Origin of the sequence: Shewanella scandinavica (assembly GCF_031932065.1) — a bacterium.
GTDB lineage: Bacteria > Pseudomonadota > Gammaproteobacteria > Enterobacterales > Shewanellaceae > Shewanella > Shewanella baltica.
Genome location: NZ_JAUOES010000014.1, coordinates 17,521 through 41,866, shown reverse-complemented (window position 1 = coordinate 41,866; position 24,346 = coordinate 17,521). Strand labels below are relative to the sequence as shown.

Genomic DNA, 24,346 nt, shown 5'->3' with positions numbered 1-24,346 from the left:
TAATGACCTTGTTTAGATTCCTAGTAAGGCATTAACATAGTTCATTGCGCCTGAAGCAATCCCATTTTGCAAAAAAATAACAGCCCCAATAATGGGCACAATAATAAACTCGAAGGAAACGACATGAGAAAAGTACTCATTGGGGGACTGTGTGCCTCACTTATCGCAGGCCTGACTGCCTGTAATGACAAGCCAGCCGAAGTTAAAGCACCTGAAACCGCTAAAACAGCCACCGCAGTTGCTGTGACTCAGGTACTGGGCTCTGGTATTGAATTCGCTAATTTTGATAAAGCGGTTCGCCCACAGGACGATTTCTACAAATATGTTAACGGCACTTGGCTGAAAAGCACTGAGATCCCAGCCGATCGTACTAGCATTGGCGCTTTCTACGATTTACGTGAAAAATCACGTGACGATGTAAAAGCCATTATCGAAGAAGTGGCAGCAACGCCAAATCTCGCCGTTGGTACAGACGAGCAAAAAGTGGCCGATTTATATCGATCATTTATGGATACTGACACACTCAACAAACTGGGCGTGACACCAATCCAAGGTGAGTTCGATGCCATTAACGCCTTAAAAGATAAGAATGAATTAGTGAAGTACTTCGCCCACAGCCAAATCGCTGGCGCGGGTACGCCTATGGCATTTTATATCGATATCGATGCGAAAAACTCTAGCCGTTACGCGACTCATCTCTATCAATATGGCCTAAGCCTGCCAGAAAAAGACTACTATTTTAACGAGTCAGAACGCTTCGTTAATATCCGTAAAGCGTATGTCGCTCACATCGAAAAGATGTTTACTCTTGCGGGTCTTGCTAATCCTAAAGCCAGCGCTGAGTCTATCCTTGCCCTAGAAACAGCGATAGCATCTAAGCATTGGGATGTGGTTGAAAACCGCGACAGCACGAAAACCTACAATCTGTATCAAGTGAAAGATCTGCCAACACTGGCACCGGATATCGATTGGACTGTCTACTTAACGGCGCTTGGCGCGGACAAGCAAACCGACATCATTATTAACCAGCCTAGCTATATCCAAGGTCTGAACGAGGTGTTAAAAACGACCGATTTAGCTACTTGGAAAACCTACATGCAATGGCAAGTGCTGACGCATGCGGCGAACTATTTGAGTGAAGCGCTGGACAACGAAAACTTCGATTTCTTCTCTAAAACCTTAAACGGTCAAGAAGAGCAAGAACCACGTTGGAAACGCGGCGTAGCCTCTGTTAACGGTATGCTGGGTGAAGTTGTCGGCAAAGTGTACGTTAAACGTCACTTTACGCCTGAAGCCAAAGACCGCATGCAAGCACTGGTGGAAAATCTCCGTGGCGCTTACGGCGACAGCATCAAAGATTTAACCTGGATGAGCGACAGCACTAAAGTGGCTGCGGCGGATAAGTTAGCAAAATTCAACCCGAAAATCGGTTATCCGAACAAGTGGGAAGATTACAGCAAGCTAAGCATCAAGGCGGACGACTTAATCGGTAACGCTATTCGTGCCAGCGAAGTTGAACATGCTAAGTCATTAGCCAAACTGGGCGCGCCAATCGACAAAGACGAATGGCACATGACCCCACAAACGGTTAATGCTTACTACAACCCAACCATGAATGAAATCGTCTTCCCTGCAGCAATTCTGCAACCACCATTCTTCAATTTGGCGGCTGATGATGCAGTCAACTACGGTGGTATTGGTGCCGTTATCGGTCACGAAATGGGCCATGGTTTCGACGACCAAGGTGCTAAGTTCGATGGCGAAGGCAACATGCGTGACTGGTGGACTGAGCAAGACTTGAAAGAGTTCTCTGCCCGCGGCCAAGCGCTGATTGCACAATACGACGGTTACTTTGTGTTTGACGATTTGCACGTCAACGGTGGTTTAACGCTAGGTGAGAACATTGGTGACTTATCAGGTGTGACTATCGCATACCGCGCCTATAAGAAATCACTCAATGGTCAAGAAGCACCGGTCATCGATGGCTTAACGGGCGATCAACGTTTCTTCATCGGTTTCACTCAAATTTGGCGCGCGAAGGCCAAAGAAGAAGCCATGCGTAACCGCGTAGCGACCGATCCACACTCACCTGCGGAATTCCGCGCTCTGGGTGCCCTGTCTAACATGCCTGAGTTCTACACCACATATGATGTGAAACCCGGTGATGCTATGTATATCGCACCAGAAAAACGTGTAAAAATTTGGTAAGCAAGATTTAAATCGCCGCTCGGCTGCATAAGCTGAGCAACAACAATGGCGCTCACTGTCACAGGTGGCGCCATTTTTTTTGGGCTAAACTCCTCAATCCTGAGTGATGAATGTGAACCCATGCGCAAGATGAACAAGTCTTAATGATTGATTCAGCTTTAATTAAGCAAAAGAAGCCTATGGTGGATGGGTGACCTGTACAACTCACCCATAAGGAAGTAGGCCGCATGACTAAGTTATTTCGTACCTTTTTTATTTTTCTACTCTTATTATCGAGCCGCGCTGGTGTAGCAAATTCTCTCGACGTCAGTGACACCAAAACAGAACGTGGTAATTACAGTGCAAGACAGGCACAAAGCCACGATCTACAAGGTCTATACGCACTCAGCAGTCAGACCTTTGATGCGCCTCGTCAAACCTCGAATGACTTATCCGTTCTACATAACCAAGCCTATGATGCTCAGGCTGAACTGGCTCAGTTGCTTACCCGAATTGCCCATCATTCACAGACGCAAGTGATTATTCCTCCGGTGAAGAGTTATCAAAGAGCTGCAGATAAAGTGGCGACAAAATTTAACGGTGATGCCAGTCAAATCACCGACCTTGCAAGGGCAAGTATCGTGACCAACAGCATTCAAGATCTGATGAAGGCTTATCAAACTTTGAACGAACAGACCCAAGTGGTAAAACAAAAGAACCGCTTTGCTGAACCTAAAGCCTCAGGCTATCGCGATCTCAACTTGCTGGTACGTTTACCCCAATCTGGCATGATTGCCGAGGTGCAATTACACTTGCAGGATATCGCCGATATCAAAAGTGGCCCAGAGCACAAGGTATATGAAAAAGTGCAAAGGATTGAGGCCAATGCCCGTAAACAGCAAAGATCACTCAGTGAGTTTGAGCTGGCACAGATTGCCCAATTACGCCAAGAATCACACAAGCTGTACCACAAAGCATGGCTTAACTATAAGCGAGTCGATGAAGCCAGTTTATTAAGAGTCTCAGTCGCTTAACCCACAACCGCTTCCACTCTTGCGCTGGTCTCCTGCAAAGGTGCCAGCGCTTTTTTTTTATATTTTACAGCGCCTGAAAAACCATATTAAAAATCAGCTGAAAAAAGCACTCTCTCGCATCGAACGTCTTTTTAAGTATATAATCCCGCGCCATAGCCCTATCAGCAGGAAACGCCATGCACGACATCATTGAGCAACTCCAAGAACGCAGTGAAACTGTTCCTGTACCACTCGAATTACCCACATTTGAGCAGCTCGTCGAAGTCGAAGAGCAAATCCTGATTTCATTACCACGGGAGCTAAAAGAATACCTGCTGTATGCCAGTGATGTGATTTACGGCACGATAGAGCCAGTAACCGCATCGGATCCTTACTCACACACTTATCTGCCTGAAGTCACTTGTTATGCTTGGTCTATCGGCATGCCAAGGGACATGATTGCCATTTGTCAGCAGGGCGATGCTTTTTACTGTATCGACCAAGATGGCCAAGTGCATTTCTGGAAAAACGGCGGCTTTACCGATATCTATTGGGAGTCGTTCTGGGAATGGGTTGAAGAAATCTGGCTAAAGATTAAATACTAATTTTACTTTTATTGCATTGAGAACACGATTATGTCTAAAAACATTGGCTTGAATGCCATCGAAATTAGCTACTTACGCCAATCATTGAGCTTAAGTGCGGCTCAAGTTGGCACGCTAACTAACCATAGCGAAGCCGATGTATTAGCCTGGGAAAGTGGCGAACAAGCAGCACCTGAGCTGGCGCAAAAGAAACTGCTTGATATTGATGACATCATTGAGATGCAAGTGCTCAACACCTGCGATGGTATCGAAGAACTATTTAAAAAAGAACCTAAGCGTCATTTAGCTTTTGTGGTGTACCCCACTCAAGCCATTTACACTCAATACAACCCCGAATTTTTAAGTTCATTGCCTTTTACTGAGCTGTACAACACGGCAGCTTGGCGCATCAAGAAAGAGTGCAAACTGGTCCTAGAAGTCGACGTCAGCTTAGTCGCACTGGACGTGGAAGCCTATAAAGCCTTCCGTGAACCGACCAAAATGAGCGAAAGCCGTGAAAGCCGTGCTAAATGGGCCGCAACTCAACTATAAGCATGCAAATCCAGAAGCTTAGTACTCGCATTAACAGTAAGGGCAGATATCACTATCTGCCCTTTTCATATTCTCATAATGATTTTCAGATAATCAGTGACTTAGAATGATTATCCCTTAGCGGCCACCACAGCATCCATCTTCTGTAAAGCCGATTGACGCGACGGCAGCGCAGACAACCTATCGCGATAAGCGGCGAGTTTAGGTGGAATGGCTTGTTCAAACAATGTGCCCCACATTAAGGTATGGGCCAATAAAATATCCGCCACCGAAACGTCATCACCGAGCAAAAAATCACTTTCAGGCAACATGGCTTCGGCCAATGCAGCCGCCTTATCAAACTCCCATACCGCACAAGGCATGATCTGCGGATGACGCTGCTCCTCCGGTAAAGCAAACTTATGCTTACCCAAAGTCCAAAGCGGCTGCTCAAGCTCAGTAATGATGAAGCTCACCCATTGATGGTGCAAACCCGATGCGTTACTCCCCGCGGCTGGCAACAACTGACCCTCGCCATACTTTTCTGCTAGATAAAGGCAAATCGCCGCTGATTCAGATAACACTAACTCAGCATCCGTTAGCACAGGCACTTTACCGCAGGGGTTTATCGCTAAAAATGCCGCGCTGCGATGCGCACCCTTAGTCATATCCACAAAGGAAAAATCCCAATCAACGCCCAACTCTTCCAACACCCAAGCAACTCGTAATGCGCGACTGCGCGGTGTGCCATATAAAGTGATCATTGCAACGTCCTTTTAGTCCGGTTAATTCGTGTCCTAACGAAGATACACTGAGTTTGAGTTAGTGCAAATCTGCCCATAAAAAACGGCGCTTAATGCGCCGTTTCGATTTCACTACACTTTGATATAAAGTACTTAGCTATAAAGCACGTAGGCTTAATATTAGAAGTTCATAGTGAGTTTAGTGTAGATGTAGCGACCCATAGGGTTATGTACTGAGGTCACGTAACCGTAGAGGTCGGTATCGCTATCACCGATAGCAAATGATGGCTCTTCGTCAAATACGTTGTTCACGCCTAGTGTCAGCTTGAACATCTCATTGAAGCGATAAGTACCTGACATGTCGACTAATATTTGAGCATCAATTGTACGAGTTTTGTCAAAATCCTCAAATTCACCGATATAACTCAAGTTTATATTGGCGGCAAAGTTATCCATAGTCCAGTTGGTTGTCGCTAACCAACGGTTCTTCGGATACTTATACTCTCCGGTATAATCGACCACTTGATGAGTATCATCTTTTTCAAAGTTATGCAGATAACTCCATTCAAGACCGAACTTAAGGTCGCCATAACTATCGAGTTCGAGGCCATAATGGGTCGATACATCCATACCCTGAACTTCTTGCGAACCTAAGTTAACAAAGCTTGAATGGAGCACATCAATAGTACCGAATGTTTGACCGGGTTGGGGGGCTAAGCGCACACACACTGTACTGTTCTGATCGTTACAATGAGCATCATAAATATCCTGCAGTAACAACTTATCGATTTTATTATCTTGAGTGATGCTGTAGATATCGAAACCAATATCGAACTTCTGGCTTGGTGCCCAGATCATGCCGACGTTCCAAGTCTCAGACTCTTCCGCTTTTAGATTAGGATTACCTGCAAATTCAGTAGTAAAATCTGATTTAACACAATCAAGGCCATCCGCATCACAACGATACTTATCTTTTAAAAAACTACTCTCATCTGATGGGCCTAAACCAATTTGTGCCAATGAAGGCGCACGGAACCCTGTTGACCATGAAGCACGCGCCGTTATCTCATCACTAATACCCCATTGGAAAGCAATCTTAGGATTAGTGGTTGAACCAAAATCACTGTAATGATCATATCGACCCGCAAGTTGCAGCTCGAAGTTATCCGTTACTGGGATAGAAAATTCAGTATACGCCGCCCATTGATCGCGATCGCCCTTCGCAGACACAGCTTCGGTACCAAAAATCAATCCACGTTGAAATTGCTCATCAGGCTCGTCGCTAATAGCTTCTTCACGGTATTCAACTCCAGCCGCCATCATGATATCGCGATCAGCAAGGGTAAATGCTTGACCTGAGATATTCGCGGCATAGGCGGTCATTGTGGACAGACCTTGGCGCACTAGACTGGTGGTAATATCATCAATGACATCTTGGGAGTTCATGGTGCCACCGAAAGGATTGTAGCGACCTGCATCGATTTCACGTTGCAAGTAATCGGTTCTGACCCAACCTTGGCTGCGATCACCCGTTTGAGTGGACTCACTGCGACCTTTTTGCACCGAAGCTTCCCAATCCCAATCTTTAACTACGCCACGCAAACCTGCGACTAAACGTAAAGTATCGGATTCAATATCCCAACGACGCGCACCCGCATCAACGGTGCGGAAACGACCGATTTCAATATCTTTCCCCCACGGGTTATTTGGATGACTACCTGGTACAGTTAAGCCTGCTTTCTCATCAAGTGGCGTCGGCGCACCGCCCGCTTCCGATGTGTTGTGCTGGGCAGCTAACTCTAGGAAGGCGGTTAAATCATCATTAAAGTGATATTCGAATTGACCAATAGCCCCCACACGTTCAGCGGCAGGCACAACAAGGTTATACGGTCCATAATCAAAGACACAAACTTCACCGTCTATATTGCGATCTGCAGGGCAAGCTGGGTCAACTGTCTGCACCCCATCAACATAAAAATACCCCGGAAAACCTCGGGAAGAACGCAAATCCTGGCCACCATAAGGTGTCTGATCTGCAGTTCCAAAACGGCCTAAATCCGTTGCAGCTAAAGTATCATTTTTAAAATAGTCGAGAATGATAGAGGCACTGCCCTTATCTGATTTCATCCCCCAAACCATGTTCGCCGTAGTTTCATTGTAACCCGTACCTGAAGCATCACCGTAGCCTAGGTTGACTTCAATGCCCTCAATGTCTTTCTTCAGGACAATGTTGACCACACCCGCTATCGCATCAGAGCCATAAATAGCCGATGCACCGTCCTTGAGTATGTCGATACGTTCGATCGCTGAAACAGGGATATTATTGATATCAACAAAAGAATTAGTAATACCTTCAGCAAAAGCACTCGCAGCAACCCGGCGGCCATTAATTAACACTAAGGTCGCATCAGGACCTAAGCCACGCAAACTGATAGACGCGCCACCGTTAGCGGTTGAATCTTGGCTATTACCACGGGTAGAAAATGCACCAGCACCGTTCGCAGGCATACGTTCGAGCAATTGCTGTAGGTTATCGAACCCCATATTAGCAATGTCGTCTTTGCTGATCGATTGGATCGGGGAAGGGCCTTCGATATCAGTACGTTTAATACGAGAACCCGTTACTTCAATACGTTCAACTTTTTCTGCGCCTTTATCGGCAGCATGGGCTACTGTTGGCGCAAATGCTAAAGCAATCGCGATGGCACAAGCACTGGGTAGAATCTGAGGTCTGTTCATACATATCCCTTGTTTTATCTATTTTATTAAAATTATATTAACCATTAGAAAACCATAAATTAACAGTACACAAGGTAATGAGTTACAAACCAAAGTCAATGGGATCATAATGAAAGTTAAACTTTTGTTACATGTTGCGACAATATGCTTTCCTTCTGCGGGAATCAAAAAGGTCTAGGCACTAGAAAATTCAACTAACGAGACAAATCGTGATGCTTGAATATCAGAATTTAAGGAAGAAACATGGAAGACAAGATCATTCATCAACCAGAGTTTGAGTCCAATCTAGGTTTGTATTGGTTGCTTTCAGGGGCCGCCTATTTCAGCCTCAGCATAGTCGGCATTCCCTTGTTATTGCTTTGGTTTCCAATCGGGCTGTGGGGAACTCGCCGCTATATTCGCAATATGAGTGCCGAGCTCACCAGTAATAAGTTGATTGTGCGCCGCGGAATATTAACTCGTACCGAAAACTCTGTACCTTTGGACAAAATTACCGATATGGCATTAATCCAAGGCCCAATTATGCGCCTATTTGGTCTGCATAAACTCACGGTAGAAACCGCAGGGCAATCGGGCGCAGGCGCCTTGATAAGCTTAGTCGGCATAGTTGATGCGCCTCAATTTAGAACCCGCGTATTAGAACAAAAAGAGCGTCTTACTCAGCGCCCACATCCAGCGAGTCCATCTGTACAACCTGATGATGCGTTATTACAAAACGTAGTCGAGATGGCAGCAAGCCTAAAACGAATTGAAGCCTTGCTCAGCCAAAAATTAAATAGATAAATTGAACAAAACGACTTTCAGTTCAATCACTTTCCCTTTAATGTTGAGCCACTCACTTAGCGTTAGCACAGCTTTAGCATGAGCGCAGCCTTAACATAAGGGCTTGTTCGATTTCCCAGATTAATTTTCAACAGGTACTTTTAATAACGACATGACAGAATCCTCGACAACCTCCCCTTCATCCTCTTGGATAACACACCTGACGCTTGGCATTAAAGCTATGGGGCCCGGTGTGCTTATGGCCGCAGCGGCGATTGGCGCATCGCATTTAGTCGCCTCGACTCGGGCGGGCGCCGAATTTGGCTGGCAATTGGCTTGGGTCATTTTAGGGGTGAATTTACTTAAGTATCCCTTCTTTGCCGCTGGCGCACGCTACACCGCCGCCACTGGGGAGAGTTTACTGCACGGTTACCTCAAACAGGGCCGAGGTTATTTGCTGCTATTTACTGGACTGAATGTGATCGCCGCCGTCGCTAGCACTGCGGGTGTTTGCATGCTCACCGCCGCTATGTTGACCCAATTTATTCCGCTTCCCATCGATTGGTTAGCCCTGCTGGTATTGCTGAGTTCATTGGCTTTGCTGATCTTAGGCCATTATCAACTACTCGATAGACTCACTAAGATCATTATGTTCGCCCTAACCCTTACTACCTTGATTGCTGTGGCCTTAGCTTGGGATCATGCTCAGCCATTAGCGAGCAATTTTGTCTCTCCCTCACCTTGGCAATGGGCCCATGTGGGATTTTTGGTCGCCATGATGGGCTGGATGCCGGCACCGATTGAAGTGAGCGCTTGGAATTCCCTCTGGTTGCTCGAAAAACAAAAAAGCCAGACGGTCACGAAAGCGCAGGCGCTGCTCGACTTTAACTTAGGCTACATTATCACCGCGATCCTCGCGATCGTGTTTCTGTCCTTGGGCGCCTTAGTGATGCACGGCAGTGGTGAGCACTTTTCCGATTCAGGCGCACAATTTGCTAATAAATTGATCAACCTTTACAGCCAAGTGATGGGCGGCGAGAGTCGTTATCTTATTGGGATTGTGGCATTTCTGTGTATTTTTAGCACCACAGTAACCGTTATCGATGGCTACAGCCGCACCTTAGATATGGGCTGGCAATTACTCACCTCAAAGGCCAGTTCAGACAAACGCCTCACAGGGATCATGCTCGCCATCAGTGCCTTTGGCTTATTGCTGATCCTCTTCTTTAAAGGCGCACTGTTGCCGCTACTCGAGTTTGTGATGATTTTGGCCTTTATGACCACAGTCATTTTTGCTTGGTTGAACTACCGCTTAATGACCAGCAAACAGCTCCCCGAAGCTGATAGGTATGGCACTAAGATGAAACTACTCTCTTGGTTTGGCCTGAGTTATCTGCTGATTTTCGCGGCACTGTTTATCTATTGGTACAACGTCATTAAAGGTTGATTGCTAAGATGTCATGACAGCTATTTATGCCAGAATCATAAATAGCATTCGCTACGCTGCGTTAAATTCCGGCTAAATTCTGCTTTTGAGGCGGTTTGGGTATATAATACCGCCTCTTAAACCAGACAGCGCAGCCGCGCCAAGAGATGACCATGATTAATAATGATATTTTGCGCCGTTTGCGCTTCGTGTTTGATTTCAACAATGCCAAAATGATTAAAATTTTTGCCAAAGCTGGAAGAGAAGTGCCGACAGAAGAGATCATTGCTCTACTGCACAAAGAAGAGGAAGAAGGTTACAAAGCCTGTAATGACACCACTTTATGTCAGTTCCTAGACGGCCTTATCATCGAAAAGCGTGGCCTACGTGAAGGTGCAGAAATCCCAGCGCCAGTATCGCGTTTAAACAATAACTTAATCTTCAAAAAGCTCAGAGTGGCCCTCGAAATGCGTGAAGAAGACATAGTTGCAGCCTTGGCTCTAGCCGAAGTGCAAATGTCAAAATCAGAACTGAGCGCGCTGTTCCGCAATCCGGATCATAAGAATTTTAAAGAGTGTGGCGATCAAATCCTGCGTAACTTTATTCGCGGCTTATCACTTAAGTATCGCGGTGAATAACGCAACACATCAGTTTTTCATATCAAACGCAGCTTAGGCTGCGTTTTTTATATCCGATTTAGCTATACCTAAAGTTGCTTAGGCATAAACAACAGCATAACAATTCCATCTGAAGTACCTCATAAATCCTGTTTAAAACAGCGGACTTTTTTACTGCTGCAAAAAAAACCACAAATACCTCGTTCCACGGACAACAAAGATCACATTTCATGATAACCTTACGTGACTTACAGCACGTATTGACCACTTAAACAATAACTCAAAAGGTTACCCATGGACGATAATAAACGCCCCCTCTATCTTCCGTTTGCAGGACCTGCCATTCTTGAAGCCCCACTGATTAACAAGGGCAGTGCATTTTCTGAAGAAGAGCGTATTTTCTTTAACCTCGAAGGCTTAGTTCCCTATGCCATTGAAACGATTGAGGAGCAGGCTTCTCGCGCCTACGATCAATTTAGAAGTTTCAATAACGACTTAGACAAGCATATTTACCTACGTAATATCCAAGACACTAACGAGACCTTATTTTATCGTCTAGTGCAAAATAATATCAGCGAGATGATGCCCATCATCTATACGCCGACGGTAGGTTTAGCTTGTGAACGTTTCTCGAAAAACTATCGCCGCAACCGTGGTTTGTTTATCTCCTATCCGAACAAAGATAGGATCGATGACATTCTCAATAACTCGACTCGTCAAAAAGTTAAAATTATCGTAGTCACTGATGGTGAACGTATTTTAGGCCTTGGCGATCAAGGTATTGGCGGCATGGGGATCCCTATCGGTAAGCTGTCACTCTACACTAGCTGTGGCGGTATCAGTCCGGCTTATACCCTGCCCATTACATTAGACGTAGGCACAGATAATCCGCAATTGTTAGAAGATCCTATGTATATGGGCTGGCGCCATCCGCGCATCGGTGGCGAAGAATACGCCGAGTTTATTGAAGCCTTTATGCAAGCTGTACATGTGCGTTGGCCAGACACTTTGATCCAATTCGAAGACTTTGCCCAAAAGAACGCCATGCCGATCTTAGAGCGTTATAAAGATCGCTATTGCTGCTTTAACGATGATATTCAAGGTACCGCTGCCGTTGCCGTCGGTTCATTGCTAGCCGCTTGTAAAGCTGCAGGTACTGAATTAAATCAACAACGTATTGCCTTCCTTGGTGCAGGTAGCGCGGGTTGCGGTATCGCCGAAGCTATCGTGGCGCAAATGGTGTCCGAAGGGATCAGCGACGAGCAAGCTCGCACGCAAGTGTGCATGGTTGACCGTTGGGGCTTATTGTTAGACAACATGCCTAACCTGTTGCCATTCCAGCAAAAATTAGCGCAGAAATGCACCAATATCCAAAACTGGAGTAATTTCAGCGACAATATTTCGTTATTGGATGTGGTTAACAACGCTAAGCCAACCGTGCTGATTGGCGTGTCTGGCGTACCGGGTCTATTCACCGAAGAAATTATTCGCGCTATGCACAGCCATTGTGCCCGCCCGATTATTTTCCCACTGTCGAACCCAACCAGCCGTGTTGAAGCGACGCCAAAGGACATTTTGCATTGGACCTCAGGTCAAGCACTCGTCGCCACGGGTAGTCCGTTCGAGCCCGTTGTGGTCGATGGTGAAACCTATGAGATTGCCCAGTGTAACAACAGCTTTATCTTCCCAGGTATTGGCTTAGGTGTTTTAGCCTCAGGTGCCCGCCACGTTTCCGATGCCATGTTAATGGCATCAAGCCGCGCACTTGCAGAATGCTCACCACTGGCGATCGACGGTAGCGGCCCATTATTGCCGAAACTTGAAGATATCCACGCTGTCAGCAAGCACATCGCTTTCGCCGTAGGTAAAGTCGCAGTTGAACAAGGTTTAACGCTGCCAATGAGCGATGAAATCTTACAACAATCAATTGAAGGCAATTTCTGGAGTCCAGAATATCGCCGCTACAAACGCACTTCGTTCTAAGCATAACGTTGCCGCGACTTAAGTCGTGGCAACGCAGCTTTAGCTAAGGGTTTGTGCCAGCAAAAAGCCCGTCACTGCAAAGTGACGGGCTTTTTAATTTTCAGACTCAGCGCTTATTTCAATAAAAACTAAGGCGCCATCACCTGTTTAAAGCTATTGAGCATAGAGCGATCGGTACGTGCTTTTTTCAATTTGCGTAGACTTTCTTTGAGCGACTCATCGGCTAAACGGGTAAAGATACCGTTATATTCTTGCTCTTGGATTTCACCATCGGTATCGGCCTGCTCAGAAATCTCTTGGGCAACACGGCTCAACTGCAACCAAGCATTTGCAATATAAAAACCATGGAATGCGGCTTGATCCATAAGATTACGCGCGCTAGCAGGCAAAGATGCCCAAGCTTGGCTAAATTTGCCCTCTCTGTCTTCCAACAGTTCAGCGCACAGGTTTTGATATGCAGCCAATAATCCATCCGGAAGTTTTGCCATTGGCAGCACTTTATTCGCAACATTGTAAGAAATCTGCTCGGCAGTTTCACGGTAAACAGCTGATAATTCACTCATAAAAAATCTCGATTAACATTCATTCAAAAAATAGACTTAAAACTGACCACTCACATATAAACCATAAACGCCGTTACCTGCTATCGGTGTGACAGTAATTCCTTCATAGGGCTGAGTAAAATACCAACCCGCTAGTGCGCCAATTGCAGCACCCGCTAACACGTCTTCTAGGTAATGTTGATCGCTCGCCACTCGGGTATAGCCAACATACGATGCCGCGACATAGGCGGGTAAACCATACTGCCAGCCATAACGTTGCTGAATAAACGTTGCCGCCATAAAGCTGTCAGAGGTATGACCCGATGGGAACGAATCGTCGCCACTACCGTCGGGTCTGTCTTTACTCACGCCATATTTTAAGCCTTCAACAATTAATCGACTCGATACTGCCGCCTGAATTAACTGCCAACTACCGTCGTAACCGTCTTCATAAAATAACGTCGCACCCATTGCCGTTGCGGGGAGCAATAAATGCAATACATCGCCCGAGGTTTCTAGATCTGAACCCGCCCAACTATTGCTGCTTATCATAAGTAGGGCAGCACAAAGTAATTTTTTCAAGGGTGATTCCTTTATAGGATGATTTCCAAGGCGAAGTTTATACCTTGATAGCCAGCTGAATGCAAAATTGCGATACATCTATATTCAAAATGAACAAACAAGTTATGCTAAGCTCATTATTAGCTATTGATTTTAATGCGAACAGGAAACCTTTTTTGCTACGTCCATTCCGATACTTATCATTTACCTTGTTGCTGTTCTTACTGCCGCTCAGCCTCGCTATGGCAGAAGAAAAGACTCAGGTTGATAAAATATTTGAAAGATTAGAAAGCGGTGAGCCCATGACCCGCGAAGCAATTGACAACGATCTTGCGTTATTGAGCAAACTGATTGCAACCGACGATGTACTCCGCAATGAAAAGCTACAGCTACTAAAATGCTGGGATCAAAGTGCCGAAACGGATACAGACATAGCACAGGCAGTTAAGAATACGAGTCAAACACTCACCCTTATTCCACCAACGGCTTCCGCGCATTTCATCACCGACCTCATGCTTTGTCATTCTTGGTTTTTGCAGTTAAATGGTGATGTAGATAGCGCAATGGAAGGCTATAACCTCAGCGTTAAGCGTGCCTATGAGCATGAGGATCTTAAACTCATTGCCGACTCACGCAGCCTTCGCGGCGCTCTGTATTCCTATATTGGCGATTTTTCTGCGGCATTAGACGATCTGATAACTGCACAAGATCTCTACGAGTCACTGAATTTAACCGGCTGGGCTAACATCAATCTTGCCGATATGGCCACCAGCTTTAGACGTTATGGCGATCCCCAAAGTGCAATCCGTTACTACAATAAACTCAAAGCACTCTATTTAAAGAACAATAACCAAGAGCAGGCAATGTATGTCACCTCAGAAATAGGTCTGGCTTTAGATGAACTGGGTGAACATCAACAAGCTATTGATCACTTCTTGCTCAGCTATCAATACTTTAAGGAACATCAGCTAGAAAAAGTGGCCGCCACTATGGCGACGGACATTGCCTTTAGCTTAATCAAACTCCATCGTCTTAATGAAGCGGAAAAATATTTAACTGAAGCCGCAGCTGTGATTAGCGAGAAAGATTATGCCGCTTATAGCTTTATGAAACTCTTTACGGCCAATATCAAGTTTCAACAAGCACGTTATAAAGAAGCGCTTACCGAACTCGAACAAGGGGAAAAAGCCTTTCGAACTCTGCAAAATGATCGGGGACTCACCCAACTATTACAGCTGAAAAGTGATGTCTATGCGGCGATGAATAATTTACCTGCGGCCTATGGCGCACTGCAGGAATTTGTCGCCCTCACCAAAAAAGTCGATGACAACTCCTTCTCTCATCAAACCACAGAATTAAAAATGAAGTTTGATACCACTAGGATTGAATCTGAAAATCAGCGCTTGATTGAAAACCAAAACCTTAAAGAACAAGAACTCGCGCTACTCGAGAAGAATAAATCATTACAACACATTATTTTATTATTGACGGGCTTTATCCTGACAATAGTGTCGATATTTGCGTATAAACAAGTGCAGAGAAATCGCCAATTACAGGTCATAGCCCTCACCGATTACCTCACCAAGCTCCCTAATCGTCGGCATATTTATGCCCAAGCCGCACAGTATTTTCAGCAAGCCTTAAAACAACAAAGCCCTTTTTCGGTGATTATCTTTGATGCGGACCACTTCAAGAAAATTAACGATAACTTCGGCCATGAGCTGGGCGATCGCGCCTTACTGACGATCGCAAGCGCAAGTCAAGCCCTAACGGGTAATAAAGATCTTATTGGCCGTATCGGTGGTGAAGAGTTTTTGATTCTCTTACCCAACACGGATGCTGAACGTGCTTGTGAACTTGCCCATCAGTTGCAAGCTCAAATTAGTCGTCTAGGCGCTGAGGATTTACCGGCTGAACTCAAATTGACCGTTAGTGCAGGTGTCGCAACCTTAGCGCCGCAGCCCAATAGTGACAACACCTATCAAGACAAAGACTTTGCCAGCCTACTGAAACGTGCCGACGACGCCCTTTATGAGGCTAAAAATGCGGGAAGAAATTGTGTTAAAGCCGCCAAAAATGAGGCTGCGAGTGAGAGTTAAACACTTTTATGCCAAAACACTTGATGCTGTAAGGGCGGTGGCAGAGCACCAAACCATGTCTGATATAAACGACTAAATTCCCCTGAGTCTTTCATTTTCTCAAGCTCTGTTTGCCAACTCGTGACCGTGACCGCCGAGGTCCCTTTAGAAAAGGCTAAGTACAGATTAATCTCAGATACGACATACACTTGGCGTATATCGGCCTCACTTGCGCCAACCTCTTCTAATATCTGCTTAACCGCAAGATCCGCTTGGCACCAGAAACGAATTCGAGAAAACAGTAACTGCTTTGCCGATTGCTGTGGAAAACTCGCCACCAGTAAGTTATCGACACCCGCTTGTTGTAACAGCTGTGCTCCAGCGGATTCTCGATAAACCCCGACAATATCTTTAGATTGCAGTTCAGCAAGTTGCTCGAGCACTATGGGATCTGCCGCCCTCGCATACAAAGCAATTTTGCTGGTTGCAATCGGGCCGATGAAATCGAAATGATCTTCACGCTCGTCATTAATAGACGTCGCAAAAAGTAAGACATTCGCCGAGGTATTAGCAATCGAATACGCCCGTGCCCAAGGTAACACATCAATTTTTTCACTCTGGCCCAGTCTCGATTGCAAGGTATTGACTAAGTCCACCGCAAAACCTTGGGGAACACCATCTTGCTCGTAACTCATGGGAGGCCAAGCTTCGGTCACCAACTTCAACTTGTCAGGCGCCGCAAAAACAAAAGCGGGCATGAGACCTAATAAGCTCATCGCAAGAAAACACGCCCTAAGGGGAAACGCACTCAGCATACGGATACCAAACGGGAAACATTAAACCTAATCATAGACTCAATCTCAGCTGCAAATAAACATATGCCCCAAAGAAAATAACCTCTCATTCATGCTCACTGAGTAAACTCGTCCGTAACAAGTGAAAACTTGCTATCATATTGCCACCTACCCAAGAGCCTCACTGCAATGAATCCATGTCGACTTTAGCCAATCAAATCCCCAACCAATCCTATGCCAGCACGCTGTCGCGGCTTGCACTACAAATAAAAACGTGGGGAAAAGCACTCGGATTTGCACAAGTTGGCATTTGCGATACAGATTTAACGGCCGAAGAAGCCAAACTCCAAGCATGGCTAGACAAAGGGTTTCATGGCGAAATGGCGTATATGGCCACCCACGGGATGATGCGCGCTCGCCCGCAAGAATTGCATCCGGGCACAGTGCGAGTGATATCCGTACGGATGGACTATTTACCACCCGAAGCAGGCTTTGCCACTAATCTCACCGATCCCAACTTAGGTTATATCTCCCGTTATGCGGGTGGCCGCGACTATCACAAGTTGATCCGCGCTCGGCTTAAAAAGCTGGGGGATCAAATCAGTGCAGAGTTAGTTGCGCTCGGTTTCGATGCCGCCGATTTCCGTCCCTTCGTCGACTCAGCGCCCGTACTCGAGCGCCCATTAGCCGAAAAAGCCGGTATCGGCTGGACAGGTAAACACTCACTCATACTCAACCATGAGGCGGGTAGTTGGTTCTTTTTAGGTGAGCTGCTGATCAATTTGCCTCTGCCTGTGGATATTCCAATCCAAGAAGGCTGTAACAGTTGCGTCGCCTGCATCACCTCCTGCCCAACAGGTGCAATCGTAGAACCTTATGTGGTCGATGGCAGACGCTGTATTTCCTATCTCACCATCGAGCTGCAAGGCGCTATTCCTGAAGAATTTAGGCCACTTATGGGCAATCGCATCTATGGCTGCGATGATTGTCAGCTCGTGTGCCCCATCAATCGCCAAGCGCCACTCACAGCCGAAACCGACTTCCATATTCGTCCCCAGTTAAAACAGCCCGACCTTCTCAGCCTTTTTGCTTGGAGCGAGGCCGAATTTCTAAAGCAAACCGAAGGCAGCGCCATTCGCCGAATTGGTCATAAACGCTGGCTACGTAATATCGCAGTCGCGCTGGGTAACGCCCCCGCAAGCCCAAGCATTATTGCCGCGCTTAACGCTCGCAATGACAACGAAGATATCGATGAGATAGTGCGTGAACATATCGAATGGGCGCTCAATGCTCAGCAATCGCGCCTTGCCGACACCGCTGTAACTGAGCAACAAAAAGCGCGCCGCAAAACCGAACGCATGGTGCGTATTATCAAAAAAGGCTTACCACGAGATGCTTAACATCTAGCAAAGTTATCAATAGCTTACTACTGATTAATTAGCCTAAACTAAGAATCGTCATTCGCTCAGTACGTCTATTGAACCTTGATATGAACCTTGATATGAACCTTGATATTAAACATGGCCAATAGACAGTGGCGTTTCCCTTATTCGCAGCGAATAAAAGACACCGGAGGCATAAACATCCGGTGTCTTTTTACTCAGTAAGCTCAATAAGCTCAGTTAAAAAAACATCACACTCAAACAGAGATATTAACCAAGGCGGCGACGCAGTTCGCGGGTAGCATCAACCATGTTTTTCAATGCAGGTTCGACTTCATCCCAAGTTCGGGTTTTTAGGCCACAATCTGGGTTGACCCATAATTGACGCACGGGGACTTTCTGCGCGGCTTTCTCGATTAAGTGCACTATGGCCTCCACACTTGGGGTGTTTGGTGAGTGGATGTCATATACACCTGGGCCAATTTCATTTGGATATTCAAAATCTTCAAAGGCGTTGAGTAACTCCATCCGCGAACGCGAAGTCTCGATTGTGATCACATCTGCATCCATGGCAGCAATCGCGGCAATCGTGTCGTTAAACTCGCTGTAACACATGTGAGTGTGGATTTGAGTCTCATCAGTCACGCCAGCAGCGCTGAGTTTAAAGGCATTCACCGCCCAATCTAAATAGGTTTGCCACTCACTTTGCTTCAATGGCAAACCTTCACGGAAAGCGGGCTCATCGATTTGAATAATGCCAATCCCCGCATTTTGTAAATCGACCACTTCATCACGAATCGCCAGCGCCAGTTGTGTCGCAATCGCATCGCGGCTGATATCTTCACGGGCGAATGACCAATGCAGAATTGTCACAGGCCCCGTCAACATGCCTTTTACGGGCTTGTCGGTAAGACTCTGGGCAAACTCAGCCCACTCGACTGTCATAGCTTTTGGACGACTCACATCGCCGTAAATCAAGGGTGGCTTAACACAACGTGAGCCATAACTTTGTACCCAGCCATTTTTACTAAAACCAACGCCAGCTAACTGCTCGCCAAAGTATTCCACCATGTCGTTACGTTCGGCTTCACCGTGCACGAGTACGTCGATACCCAGTTTTAGTTGGCGTTCGATAGTATCGCGGGTCACTTGCTGTAACTGCTCAGTATACTGAGCATCACTTATCTCGCCCTTACGCCAGCGGCTGCGTAATCCTCGAATAGCGGGTGTTTGCGGGAACGAACCTATGGTCGTAGTGGGTAACAGGGGTAAACGGTATTTTTGCTGCTGCACGCTTTGGCGTACGCTGAAATCACTGACACGCTCGTAATCCGCAGTGGTTAATGCCGCAACACGCTCAATCACTTGCTTATCCGCAGCCTGTGCTTTGGCTTGACGACGAGCGATACAAAAAGCACTGATTTTTTGTGCTTCATCCGAATTAGGCGCCAACAATAATTGGCGAATTTTGCTCAATTCCAACAGTTTCTGCTTAGCAAAGGCTAACTGTTTACGCAGCACAGGTAATAGTTTGACTTCAACATCTAAATCGACTGGGCAATGCAGTAATGAACATGATGTGCCAATCCACAGACGATCGCCTAAATCACGCGCCACTGCGCCAATACGCTCGGCAATCAAATCGATTTCTGCCGCCCACACGTTACGGCCATTAACCACGCCCACCGACAAAATTTGCTCACTGCGCAACGCATTTGCAAACACAGCCAGTTGTTCTGGGGCTGTGACTAAATCCAAGTGCAAACCAGCCACTGGCAAGGCAGATACGAGGGCTTGATGATGCACAATACCGCCATAATAACTCGCCAAAAGAACCTTGACGTTTACAGTGCTTAGCGCTTGATAAGTCTCTGCTATCGCTGCTTGCCACTGCGTGTCTAACTCTAATGCCAACACAGGCTCATCTAACTGTACCCATTCCACACCTTGGGCGGCGAAACGCGCCAAGATGTCAGCATAAGCAGTTAATAAATTAGACAATAAACTTAACTTATTGAACTCTTGACCCACAGTTTTAGCAAGGTGCAAGTAACTAACAGGGCCGAGTAGCACAGGTTTTGCTTTATAGCCTAGCGCTTGCGCTTCGCTGACTTCATCAAAAAACTGCTCGTAAGCAATCGAAAACTCTTGGTTTTGCGTCAGCTCTGGCACCAAATAATGATAATTAGTATTGAAATATTTAGTCATTTCAGAGGCTGGCGCATCTTGCCCTGTCGGCGCTCTGCCGCGGGCAACACGGAATAAGGTATCGAGATCGATAGCGCCTTCGCCGCGGTGGCGATCAGGGATGGCATTCAAGGTCGCACTCAGGGTTAATACTTGATCGTAAAAGGCAAAATCCCCCACGGGCACTTGCTCGACGCCCGCTGCGGTTTGCCACTGCCAATGGGTACGGCGCAGTTCACTCGCTACTTCACATAATTCGGCTTGAGTACTCTCACCACGCCAGTATTTTTCTAAGGCAAATTTCAATTCACGTCGACGCCCGATACGGGGAAACCCAAGACTATTTAATTGCATACCCTATCTTCCTTTATTTGAGATAAGCCAAATTCGGCACTTGCACCCACCAGATTGTGTTCTCTTGGCACTTTTCAGTATTTCCGCCTTGATAAATAACAATGGGCGTCTGGACGTCTAGAAGTTTATTGTGTTAGTCTCTATTCCAGCAACCGAATTGATTTCAAGCACAACATGAGCGAATTTCACCTGGAGTGAACATGATCGAACTAAGACATCTGCGAACCTTAATGGCCCTGAAGGAAAGTGGCAGTTTGGCGGGCGCAGCCAAAAAACGTTTTGTCACTCAATCCGCACTCTCCCACCAAATTAAGGAGTTGGAGCAAAGGATTAACTCACCTATTTTTGTGCGTAAAAGCAAACCGCTGTCATTCACCCAAGAAGGTGCGCGTCTGCTTCATCTCGCGGAAGAAATTTTGCCTAAGGTGCTAGAAACCGAGACAGATCTTAAGAATGGCCTTGAAACCGAAACCAATCAGTTACGTGTCGGCATTGAGTGTCACAGCTGTTTTCGCTGGTTAATGCCTGTGATGGAGCAATTTAGACAAGAACATCCCCAAGCCGAGTTAGACTTGTCGAGCCGTCACTTGTTTGACTCGCTCAATGCCCTAGAAATGGGCGAACTGGATATAGTGCTGACCTCAGATCCTGTGCCTGGGCATTCACTCGCTTATCAGCATTTGTTTGATTTTGAAGTAAAGTTAGTGGTTGCTAAGGATCATCCTTTAGCGAAAGAAGCCTATGTCACCCCTAAGCAATTAGCACACTTGCCTATTATCAGTTATCCCGTACCACTGACGCGTTTAGACATCTATCGCCACTTTTTAGAACCCGCAGGCATAGAAGCGGGCGAGCAGAAAACCTGTGATTTAACCATGATGTTACTGCAACGCATCGCCTGTAAAGACGGTATAGCCGCGCTGCCAAATTGGTCGATAAATGAAGGGCATGGCCTAAGCCTTACCACAGTGAAGCTCGGGCAAGAAGGCTTGAAACGCCCTTTGTTTGGCGCCTATCGCCGCCATAGCGCCAACTCAGCCTTGATCCAAAATTGGTTACAACTGGTGGCGAGTGAAGGTTTATCTCGCCAGCAGAAGACAAATTAATGCGGGTGAAATCTAATAAAGAAGCCTGCGAATGCAGGCTTTTTTTATTGAATTAAATAGTTATTTTATTCGTTCAAACCGTTATTTGTCGCATCTAAATATTACAGCGGATTCATCAATAGACCACGCATAGACAATACGCGGCGCAGGATTAAACCAGGGGAATTCGAATTACGGGTCTGACGCAAATTATGGGCAATCATAAACTCTTGACGCAAGTCCTGATCGAGATCTAACGCTTCGAATGATTCTATCGTCAATGTCTGCTGTTGATTATCAATCAATGACTTAATTACGCTTAAAGGGAATGATTGTTCGGCATTAGCATTTAAATACGCAAAGGCCGTGAGCGCGATAATTTGGCCGAACACACTGAACAGGGCCAAGGTTTGCACTTCATCAGCATCAACCTCGACGCCTTCCATATCCGCTAAACTGTCCACCGCATCCGTTGCAATATCTTCAGTCAACTTCCAATAACCTTGGACCAACTTTTTATAGGGCTGTGGCAGCTCATCGAGACGCTCTTGCAGATAAAACGTAAAGGCATAGCGATAGATATTCACTTGACCTAAGCGGACTAAAGCTTCTTTCAAGGAGCGAGTCTTAGGGTTAATCACCCCTGATGCCTGTGCGGAATTGCTGCGCATTAGCATGTGCGCCGCCAATGCGGGGTCACTCGAGATGATGTCGATCACGTTACGAATGTCGCCTTCAGCAAGGATCGCTTTTTTGAGTGGAATTAAAATCCCTCGGCGGCCAATCACTTGCTCTTCATTCGCTATAATAGCTCTAACTTGAGTAAAAACCTGTTGCTCAAGATCAGTCATAAGACACTTTGCACCTGTTTATTAACAATAAGATGATTCGGTTACTCTTCACATCATACCCAAAATTTAAAGAATTTCAGTACTAAGTCGCACAATAGCCTAACGAAAAGAATAAAAAATGACTACCTTATATGTAACATCAAATGGTGAAGCAAATAAGGTGCTGGAGGTGGAGATATAATCCCATGTTTTAAAACAATTTTAACATTTCCATTCTTCAAGTCGTCACGAGCCTGTCCGTCTAATAATTTATCTCTATTTCTACAACGAGGGTAAGCGACACCCATTCGCATTTCATTGCAATATGCCTCTCACTTACAATGACCAATTCAACATCAGTGTTGAAGCATAGCATTCCCGCTACATAGTCGACTTTTAGCTCATTACTACTCATCACTCTAGTGCCACAGTTTTCAGCAACAATTGTTCTGTAATGAGCATCATTTAGTATCATGGTCATGAGAATCTTGCCAATATAAGATGACTCAATCAAAGGATACAATTGAGCCTCAAACTGATATCAAAGTGGAAATGTCTTTATTTGGAATTGGCAAACAAACAATCCATTTGAAAAGAAAAATCAACTTAAGTATCATGGCCCAAACGTAGAGTTTTTTGCTCAAAGCACTGAAATAGTAAGCTGTTTTGACTGTTTCAGATAAAATATCGGAGAGAAACGTGAGATACAGTAAATTTACCATTGCTTTGTTGTGCTTGTGTGCAAGTAACTCGTACGCCTTAGAGTTGATAACTGCAACTGAAAACCAATCAGTAAACCAAATCGAACAAAAGTTTGATATTGATAACTTGTTAATATCTATTAATGACCGCTTATCTAATCATAAGAAAAGTGAATATGATTATGAATCACTATTAACAAACATCAAAAACGAGAAAGAGCATTATAACAAGGCAATATTGGCATTACCCAATACCATTTTAACAGAAAGTGACCCGAGTAATTACTTCAAAGAAATCGAAACCTTAGTAAAGAACATTGATTCACTTGAAAAGAAATCGGTCGAATACGAAATTAAAAACAAAGAAAACTATCAAGATATATTAAAACAGTACGAAATTGTTAATAGTCAACGAACTCAAAGAGGCGCACAACTTTTTGCATTAAAAAAAGAAATAGTTAATCGTATTGTTGCTGAGTTATCCAGTGCTGATAGTGTTAAGTCAATTGACCTAGAAAGCTCTATGACTTGTTCTAAATTTCAATCTATAAATGATTGTTTAAAAGATACCGAAAAGTATACAGTTAAAAATACGATTAATTCAGATCCATTCCTTAGCGATAAAAGTGTACTACTATCATACAAGGTTATTGATGCTAGTATGAATATGAATGGAGAACTGCATTATAGAGTTAACATGACGTTTAAGCCGTCATATAACAACAAAATAGAATCATTACTCAATGAAAAACTGGGCCTTAAGTCCACAGTGATTACCCTAACGAGCAACGTTGATGCAGACTGGTATGTCGATGGTGCAAAGGTTGGTACAGGTAAGAAAATTTATCCCGAAGTTACCTTAGGTAAGCATGGTATTGTCGCATCATACAAAACCATGAAAAAATCAACCATTGAAACAGTAGAAACCAATGCTATTTTTAACTATAAATTTGGCAAGATAGAAGACAAACCCGCTACTGACAATGAAGAGATTAAAAGTATAGCGAATAAGTCAGCTGCAGAGGAGACCAAGTCTAAACAGACTAAGCCAAAATTAACTATGTATGCAAACAAAGAAGACAACACATCGAAAGAAGTTAATAATAAAAATGAGATATCTGCCGATAATAATGATAAAAATAGCTATGAATATTATCTTGGTATTAAACCGCTAAATAAAGAAGAACAAGATAAACAATTTAAGAATAGATAATAGCAAAAGCAGCCTTTATATTCATTTAAAGGCT

General features: G+C 45.2%; 19 protein-coding genes. 12 read left to right on the top strand and 7 right to left on the bottom strand.

Annotated features, from left to right (window positions below; genetic code table 11):
- Positions 1-123: 123 nt before the first annotated feature.
- The 4 genes from Q4Q50_RS13305 (at position 124) to Q4Q50_RS13290 (ending at position 4,336) form a co-directional block, all read left to right on the top strand.
- Entirely contained in the window at positions 124-2,208 is a 2,085-nt protein-coding gene (locus tag Q4Q50_RS13305; RefSeq protein WP_311899691.1) for a M13 family metallopeptidase, read from the top strand.
- Positions 2,209-2,435: 227 nt separating this feature from the next.
- Positions 2,436-3,221, top strand: a complete 786-nt coding sequence (locus Q4Q50_RS13300) for a RelA/SpoT domain-containing protein (RefSeq protein WP_311899690.1) — start codon at positions 2,436-2,438, stop codon at positions 3,219-3,221.
- Between the two features lie 176 nt (positions 3,222-3,397).
- Positions 3,398-3,805, top strand: coding sequence for an SMI1/KNR4 family protein (locus Q4Q50_RS13295; protein WP_011845817.1), 408 nt, complete (start codon positions 3,398-3,400; stop codon positions 3,803-3,805).
- Between the two features lie 30 nt (positions 3,806-3,835).
- The gene (locus Q4Q50_RS13290; protein ID WP_259541398.1) at positions 3,836-4,336 is read left to right on the top strand and encodes a DUF4447 family protein; all 501 of its coding nucleotides are present in this window, start codon (positions 3,836-3,838) and stop codon (positions 4,334-4,336) included.
- Between the two features lie 110 nt (positions 4,337-4,446).
- Here the strand turns inward: Q4Q50_RS13290 and Q4Q50_RS13285 are convergent, their stop codons facing one another.
- Positions 4,447-5,079: a glutathione S-transferase family protein gene (locus tag Q4Q50_RS13285; RefSeq protein WP_311890976.1), complete on the bottom strand. Its 633-nt coding sequence runs from the start codon at positions 5,077-5,079 to the stop codon at positions 4,447-4,449.
- Positions 5,080-5,238: 159 nt separating this feature from the next.
- Positions 5,239-7,797 (bottom strand): TonB-dependent receptor, encoded by a 2,559-nt coding sequence (locus Q4Q50_RS13280; protein ID WP_311899689.1) that lies wholly within the window; start codon positions 7,795-7,797, stop codon positions 5,239-5,241.
- Positions 7,798-8,040: 243 nt separating this feature from the next.
- On the opposite strand from Q4Q50_RS13280, the gene Q4Q50_RS13275 reads away from it, so the two are divergent.
- The 4 genes from Q4Q50_RS13275 (at position 8,041) to Q4Q50_RS13260 (ending at position 12,585) form a co-directional block, all read left to right on the top strand.
- Positions 8,041-8,580, top strand: coding sequence for a PH domain-containing protein (locus Q4Q50_RS13275; protein ID WP_311899688.1), 540 nt, complete (start codon positions 8,041-8,043; stop codon positions 8,578-8,580).
- Positions 8,581-8,731: 151 nt separating this feature from the next.
- Entirely contained in the window at positions 8,732-10,006 is a 1,275-nt protein-coding gene (locus Q4Q50_RS13270) for an Nramp family divalent metal transporter (protein ID WP_311899687.1), read from the top strand.
- Positions 10,007-10,158: 152 nt separating this feature from the next.
- Positions 10,159-10,623 carry a YehS family protein gene (locus tag Q4Q50_RS13265; RefSeq protein WP_006080239.1) on the top strand — a complete coding sequence of 155 codons (465 nt, stop codon included), beginning with the start codon at positions 10,159-10,161 and terminating at the stop codon, positions 10,621-10,623.
- Positions 10,624-10,896: 273 nt separating this feature from the next.
- Positions 10,897-12,585: an NAD-dependent malic enzyme gene (locus Q4Q50_RS13260; protein WP_006084095.1), complete on the top strand. Its 1,689-nt coding sequence runs from the start codon at positions 10,897-10,899 to the stop codon at positions 12,583-12,585.
- 128 nt (positions 12,586-12,713) lie between these two features.
- Here Q4Q50_RS13260 and Q4Q50_RS13255 read toward each other — a convergent pair whose 3' ends face one another.
- Positions 12,714-13,148, bottom strand: a complete 435-nt coding sequence (locus Q4Q50_RS13255) for a DUF3069 domain-containing protein (protein ID WP_311899686.1) — start codon at positions 13,146-13,148, stop codon at positions 12,714-12,716.
- 36 nt (positions 13,149-13,184) lie between these two features.
- On the bottom strand, positions 13,185-13,709 hold the full coding sequence (locus tag Q4Q50_RS13250) for a phosphatase PAP2 family protein (RefSeq protein ID WP_106651592.1): 525 nt from the start codon (positions 13,707-13,709) through the stop codon (positions 13,185-13,187).
- A 155-nt stretch (positions 13,710-13,864) separates the two neighbouring features.
- Here Q4Q50_RS13250 and Q4Q50_RS13245 point away from each other — a divergent pair, with 155 nt between their 5' ends.
- Positions 13,865-15,787, top strand: a complete 1,923-nt coding sequence (locus Q4Q50_RS13245) for a GGDEF domain-containing protein (protein ID WP_311899685.1) — start codon at positions 13,865-13,867, stop codon at positions 15,785-15,787.
- Here Q4Q50_RS13245 and Q4Q50_RS13240 read toward each other — a convergent pair.
- Positions 15,784-16,581, bottom strand: a complete 798-nt coding sequence (locus Q4Q50_RS13240) for a substrate-binding periplasmic protein (RefSeq protein ID WP_259563352.1) — start codon at positions 16,579-16,581, stop codon at positions 15,784-15,786. The two genes, Q4Q50_RS13245 and Q4Q50_RS13240, sit on opposite strands and share 4 nt — an antisense overlap.
- A 176-nt stretch (positions 16,582-16,757) precedes the next feature.
- Here Q4Q50_RS13240 and queG point away from each other — a divergent pair, with 176 nt between their 5' ends.
- The gene (queG, locus tag Q4Q50_RS13235) at positions 16,758-17,960 is read left to right on the top strand and encodes a tRNA epoxyqueuosine(34) reductase QueG (RefSeq protein ID WP_311899684.1); all 1,203 of its coding nucleotides are present in this window, start codon (positions 16,758-16,760) and stop codon (positions 17,958-17,960) included.
- Positions 17,961-18,212: 252 nt separating this feature from the next.
- Here the strand turns inward: queG and metE are convergent, their stop codons facing one another.
- Entirely contained in the window at positions 18,213-20,483 is a 2,271-nt protein-coding gene (metE, locus tag Q4Q50_RS13230) for a 5-methyltetrahydropteroyltriglutamate--homocysteine S-methyltransferase (RefSeq protein WP_311899682.1), read from the bottom strand.
- Between the two features lie 200 nt (positions 20,484-20,683).
- Here metE and Q4Q50_RS13225 point away from each other — a divergent pair, with 200 nt between their 5' ends.
- Entirely contained in the window at positions 20,684-21,589 is a 906-nt protein-coding gene (locus Q4Q50_RS13225) for a LysR family transcriptional regulator (protein WP_311899680.1), read from the top strand.
- A gap of 101 nt (positions 21,590-21,690) precedes the next feature.
- Here Q4Q50_RS13225 and Q4Q50_RS13220 read toward each other — a convergent pair whose 3' ends face one another.
- On the bottom strand, positions 21,691-22,419 hold the full coding sequence (locus tag Q4Q50_RS13220; RefSeq protein ID WP_063883536.1) for an HDOD domain-containing protein: 729 nt from the start codon (positions 22,417-22,419) through the stop codon (positions 21,691-21,693).
- A gap of 678 nt (positions 22,420-23,097) precedes the next feature.
- Here Q4Q50_RS13220 and Q4Q50_RS13215 point away from each other — a divergent pair.
- Positions 23,098-24,312 (top strand): hypothetical protein, encoded by a 1,215-nt coding sequence (locus tag Q4Q50_RS13215; RefSeq protein ID WP_311899679.1) that lies wholly within the window; start codon positions 23,098-23,100, stop codon positions 24,310-24,312.
- The last annotated feature ends 34 nt before the right edge of the window (positions 24,313-24,346 follow it).

What these genes read in the sequence shown, in the direction of transcription:
- Q4Q50_RS13305 (WP_311899691.1), top strand. Translation starts at nt 124, where the DNA reads ATGAGAAAAGTACTCATTGGGGGACTGTGTGCCTCACTTATCGCAGGC.
- Q4Q50_RS13300 (WP_311899690.1), top strand. Translation starts at nt 2,436, where the DNA reads ATGACTAAGTTATTTCGTACCTTTTTTATTTTTCTACTCTTATTATCG.
- Q4Q50_RS13295 (WP_011845817.1), top strand. Translation starts at nt 3,398, where the DNA reads ATGCACGACATCATTGAGCAACTCCAAGAACGCAGTGAAACTGTTCCT.
- Q4Q50_RS13290 (WP_259541398.1), top strand. Translation starts at nt 3,836, where the DNA reads ATGTCTAAAAACATTGGCTTGAATGCCATCGAAATTAGCTACTTACGC.
- Q4Q50_RS13285 (WP_311890976.1), bottom strand. Translation starts at nt 5,079, where the DNA reads ATGATCACTTTATATGGCACACCGCGCAGTCGCGCATTACGAGTTGCT.
- Q4Q50_RS13280 (WP_311899689.1), bottom strand. Translation starts at nt 7,797, where the DNA reads ATGAACAGACCTCAGATTCTACCCAGTGCTTGTGCCATCGCGATTGCT.
- Q4Q50_RS13275 (WP_311899688.1), top strand. Translation starts at nt 8,041, where the DNA reads ATGGAAGACAAGATCATTCATCAACCAGAGTTTGAGTCCAATCTAGGT.
- Q4Q50_RS13270 (WP_311899687.1), top strand. Translation starts at nt 8,732, where the DNA reads ATGACAGAATCCTCGACAACCTCCCCTTCATCCTCTTGGATAACACAC.
- Q4Q50_RS13265 (WP_006080239.1), top strand. Translation starts at nt 10,159, where the DNA reads ATGATTAATAATGATATTTTGCGCCGTTTGCGCTTCGTGTTTGATTTC.
- Q4Q50_RS13260 (WP_006084095.1), top strand. Translation starts at nt 10,897, where the DNA reads ATGGACGATAATAAACGCCCCCTCTATCTTCCGTTTGCAGGACCTGCC.
- Q4Q50_RS13255 (WP_311899686.1), bottom strand. Translation starts at nt 13,148, where the DNA reads ATGAGTGAATTATCAGCTGTTTACCGTGAAACTGCCGAGCAGATTTCT.
- Q4Q50_RS13240 (WP_259563352.1), bottom strand. Translation starts at nt 16,581, where the DNA reads ATGCTGAGTGCGTTTCCCCTTAGGGCGTGTTTTCTTGCGATGAGCTTA.
- queG (WP_311899684.1), top strand. Translation starts at nt 16,758, where the DNA reads ATGTCGACTTTAGCCAATCAAATCCCCAACCAATCCTATGCCAGCACG.
- metE (WP_311899682.1), bottom strand. Translation starts at nt 20,483, where the DNA reads ATGCAATTAAATAGTCTTGGGTTTCCCCGTATCGGGCGTCGACGTGAA.
- Q4Q50_RS13225 (WP_311899680.1), top strand. Translation starts at nt 20,684, where the DNA reads ATGATCGAACTAAGACATCTGCGAACCTTAATGGCCCTGAAGGAAAGT.
- Q4Q50_RS13220 (WP_063883536.1), bottom strand. Translation starts at nt 22,419, where the DNA reads ATGACTGATCTTGAGCAACAGGTTTTTACTCAAGTTAGAGCTATTATA.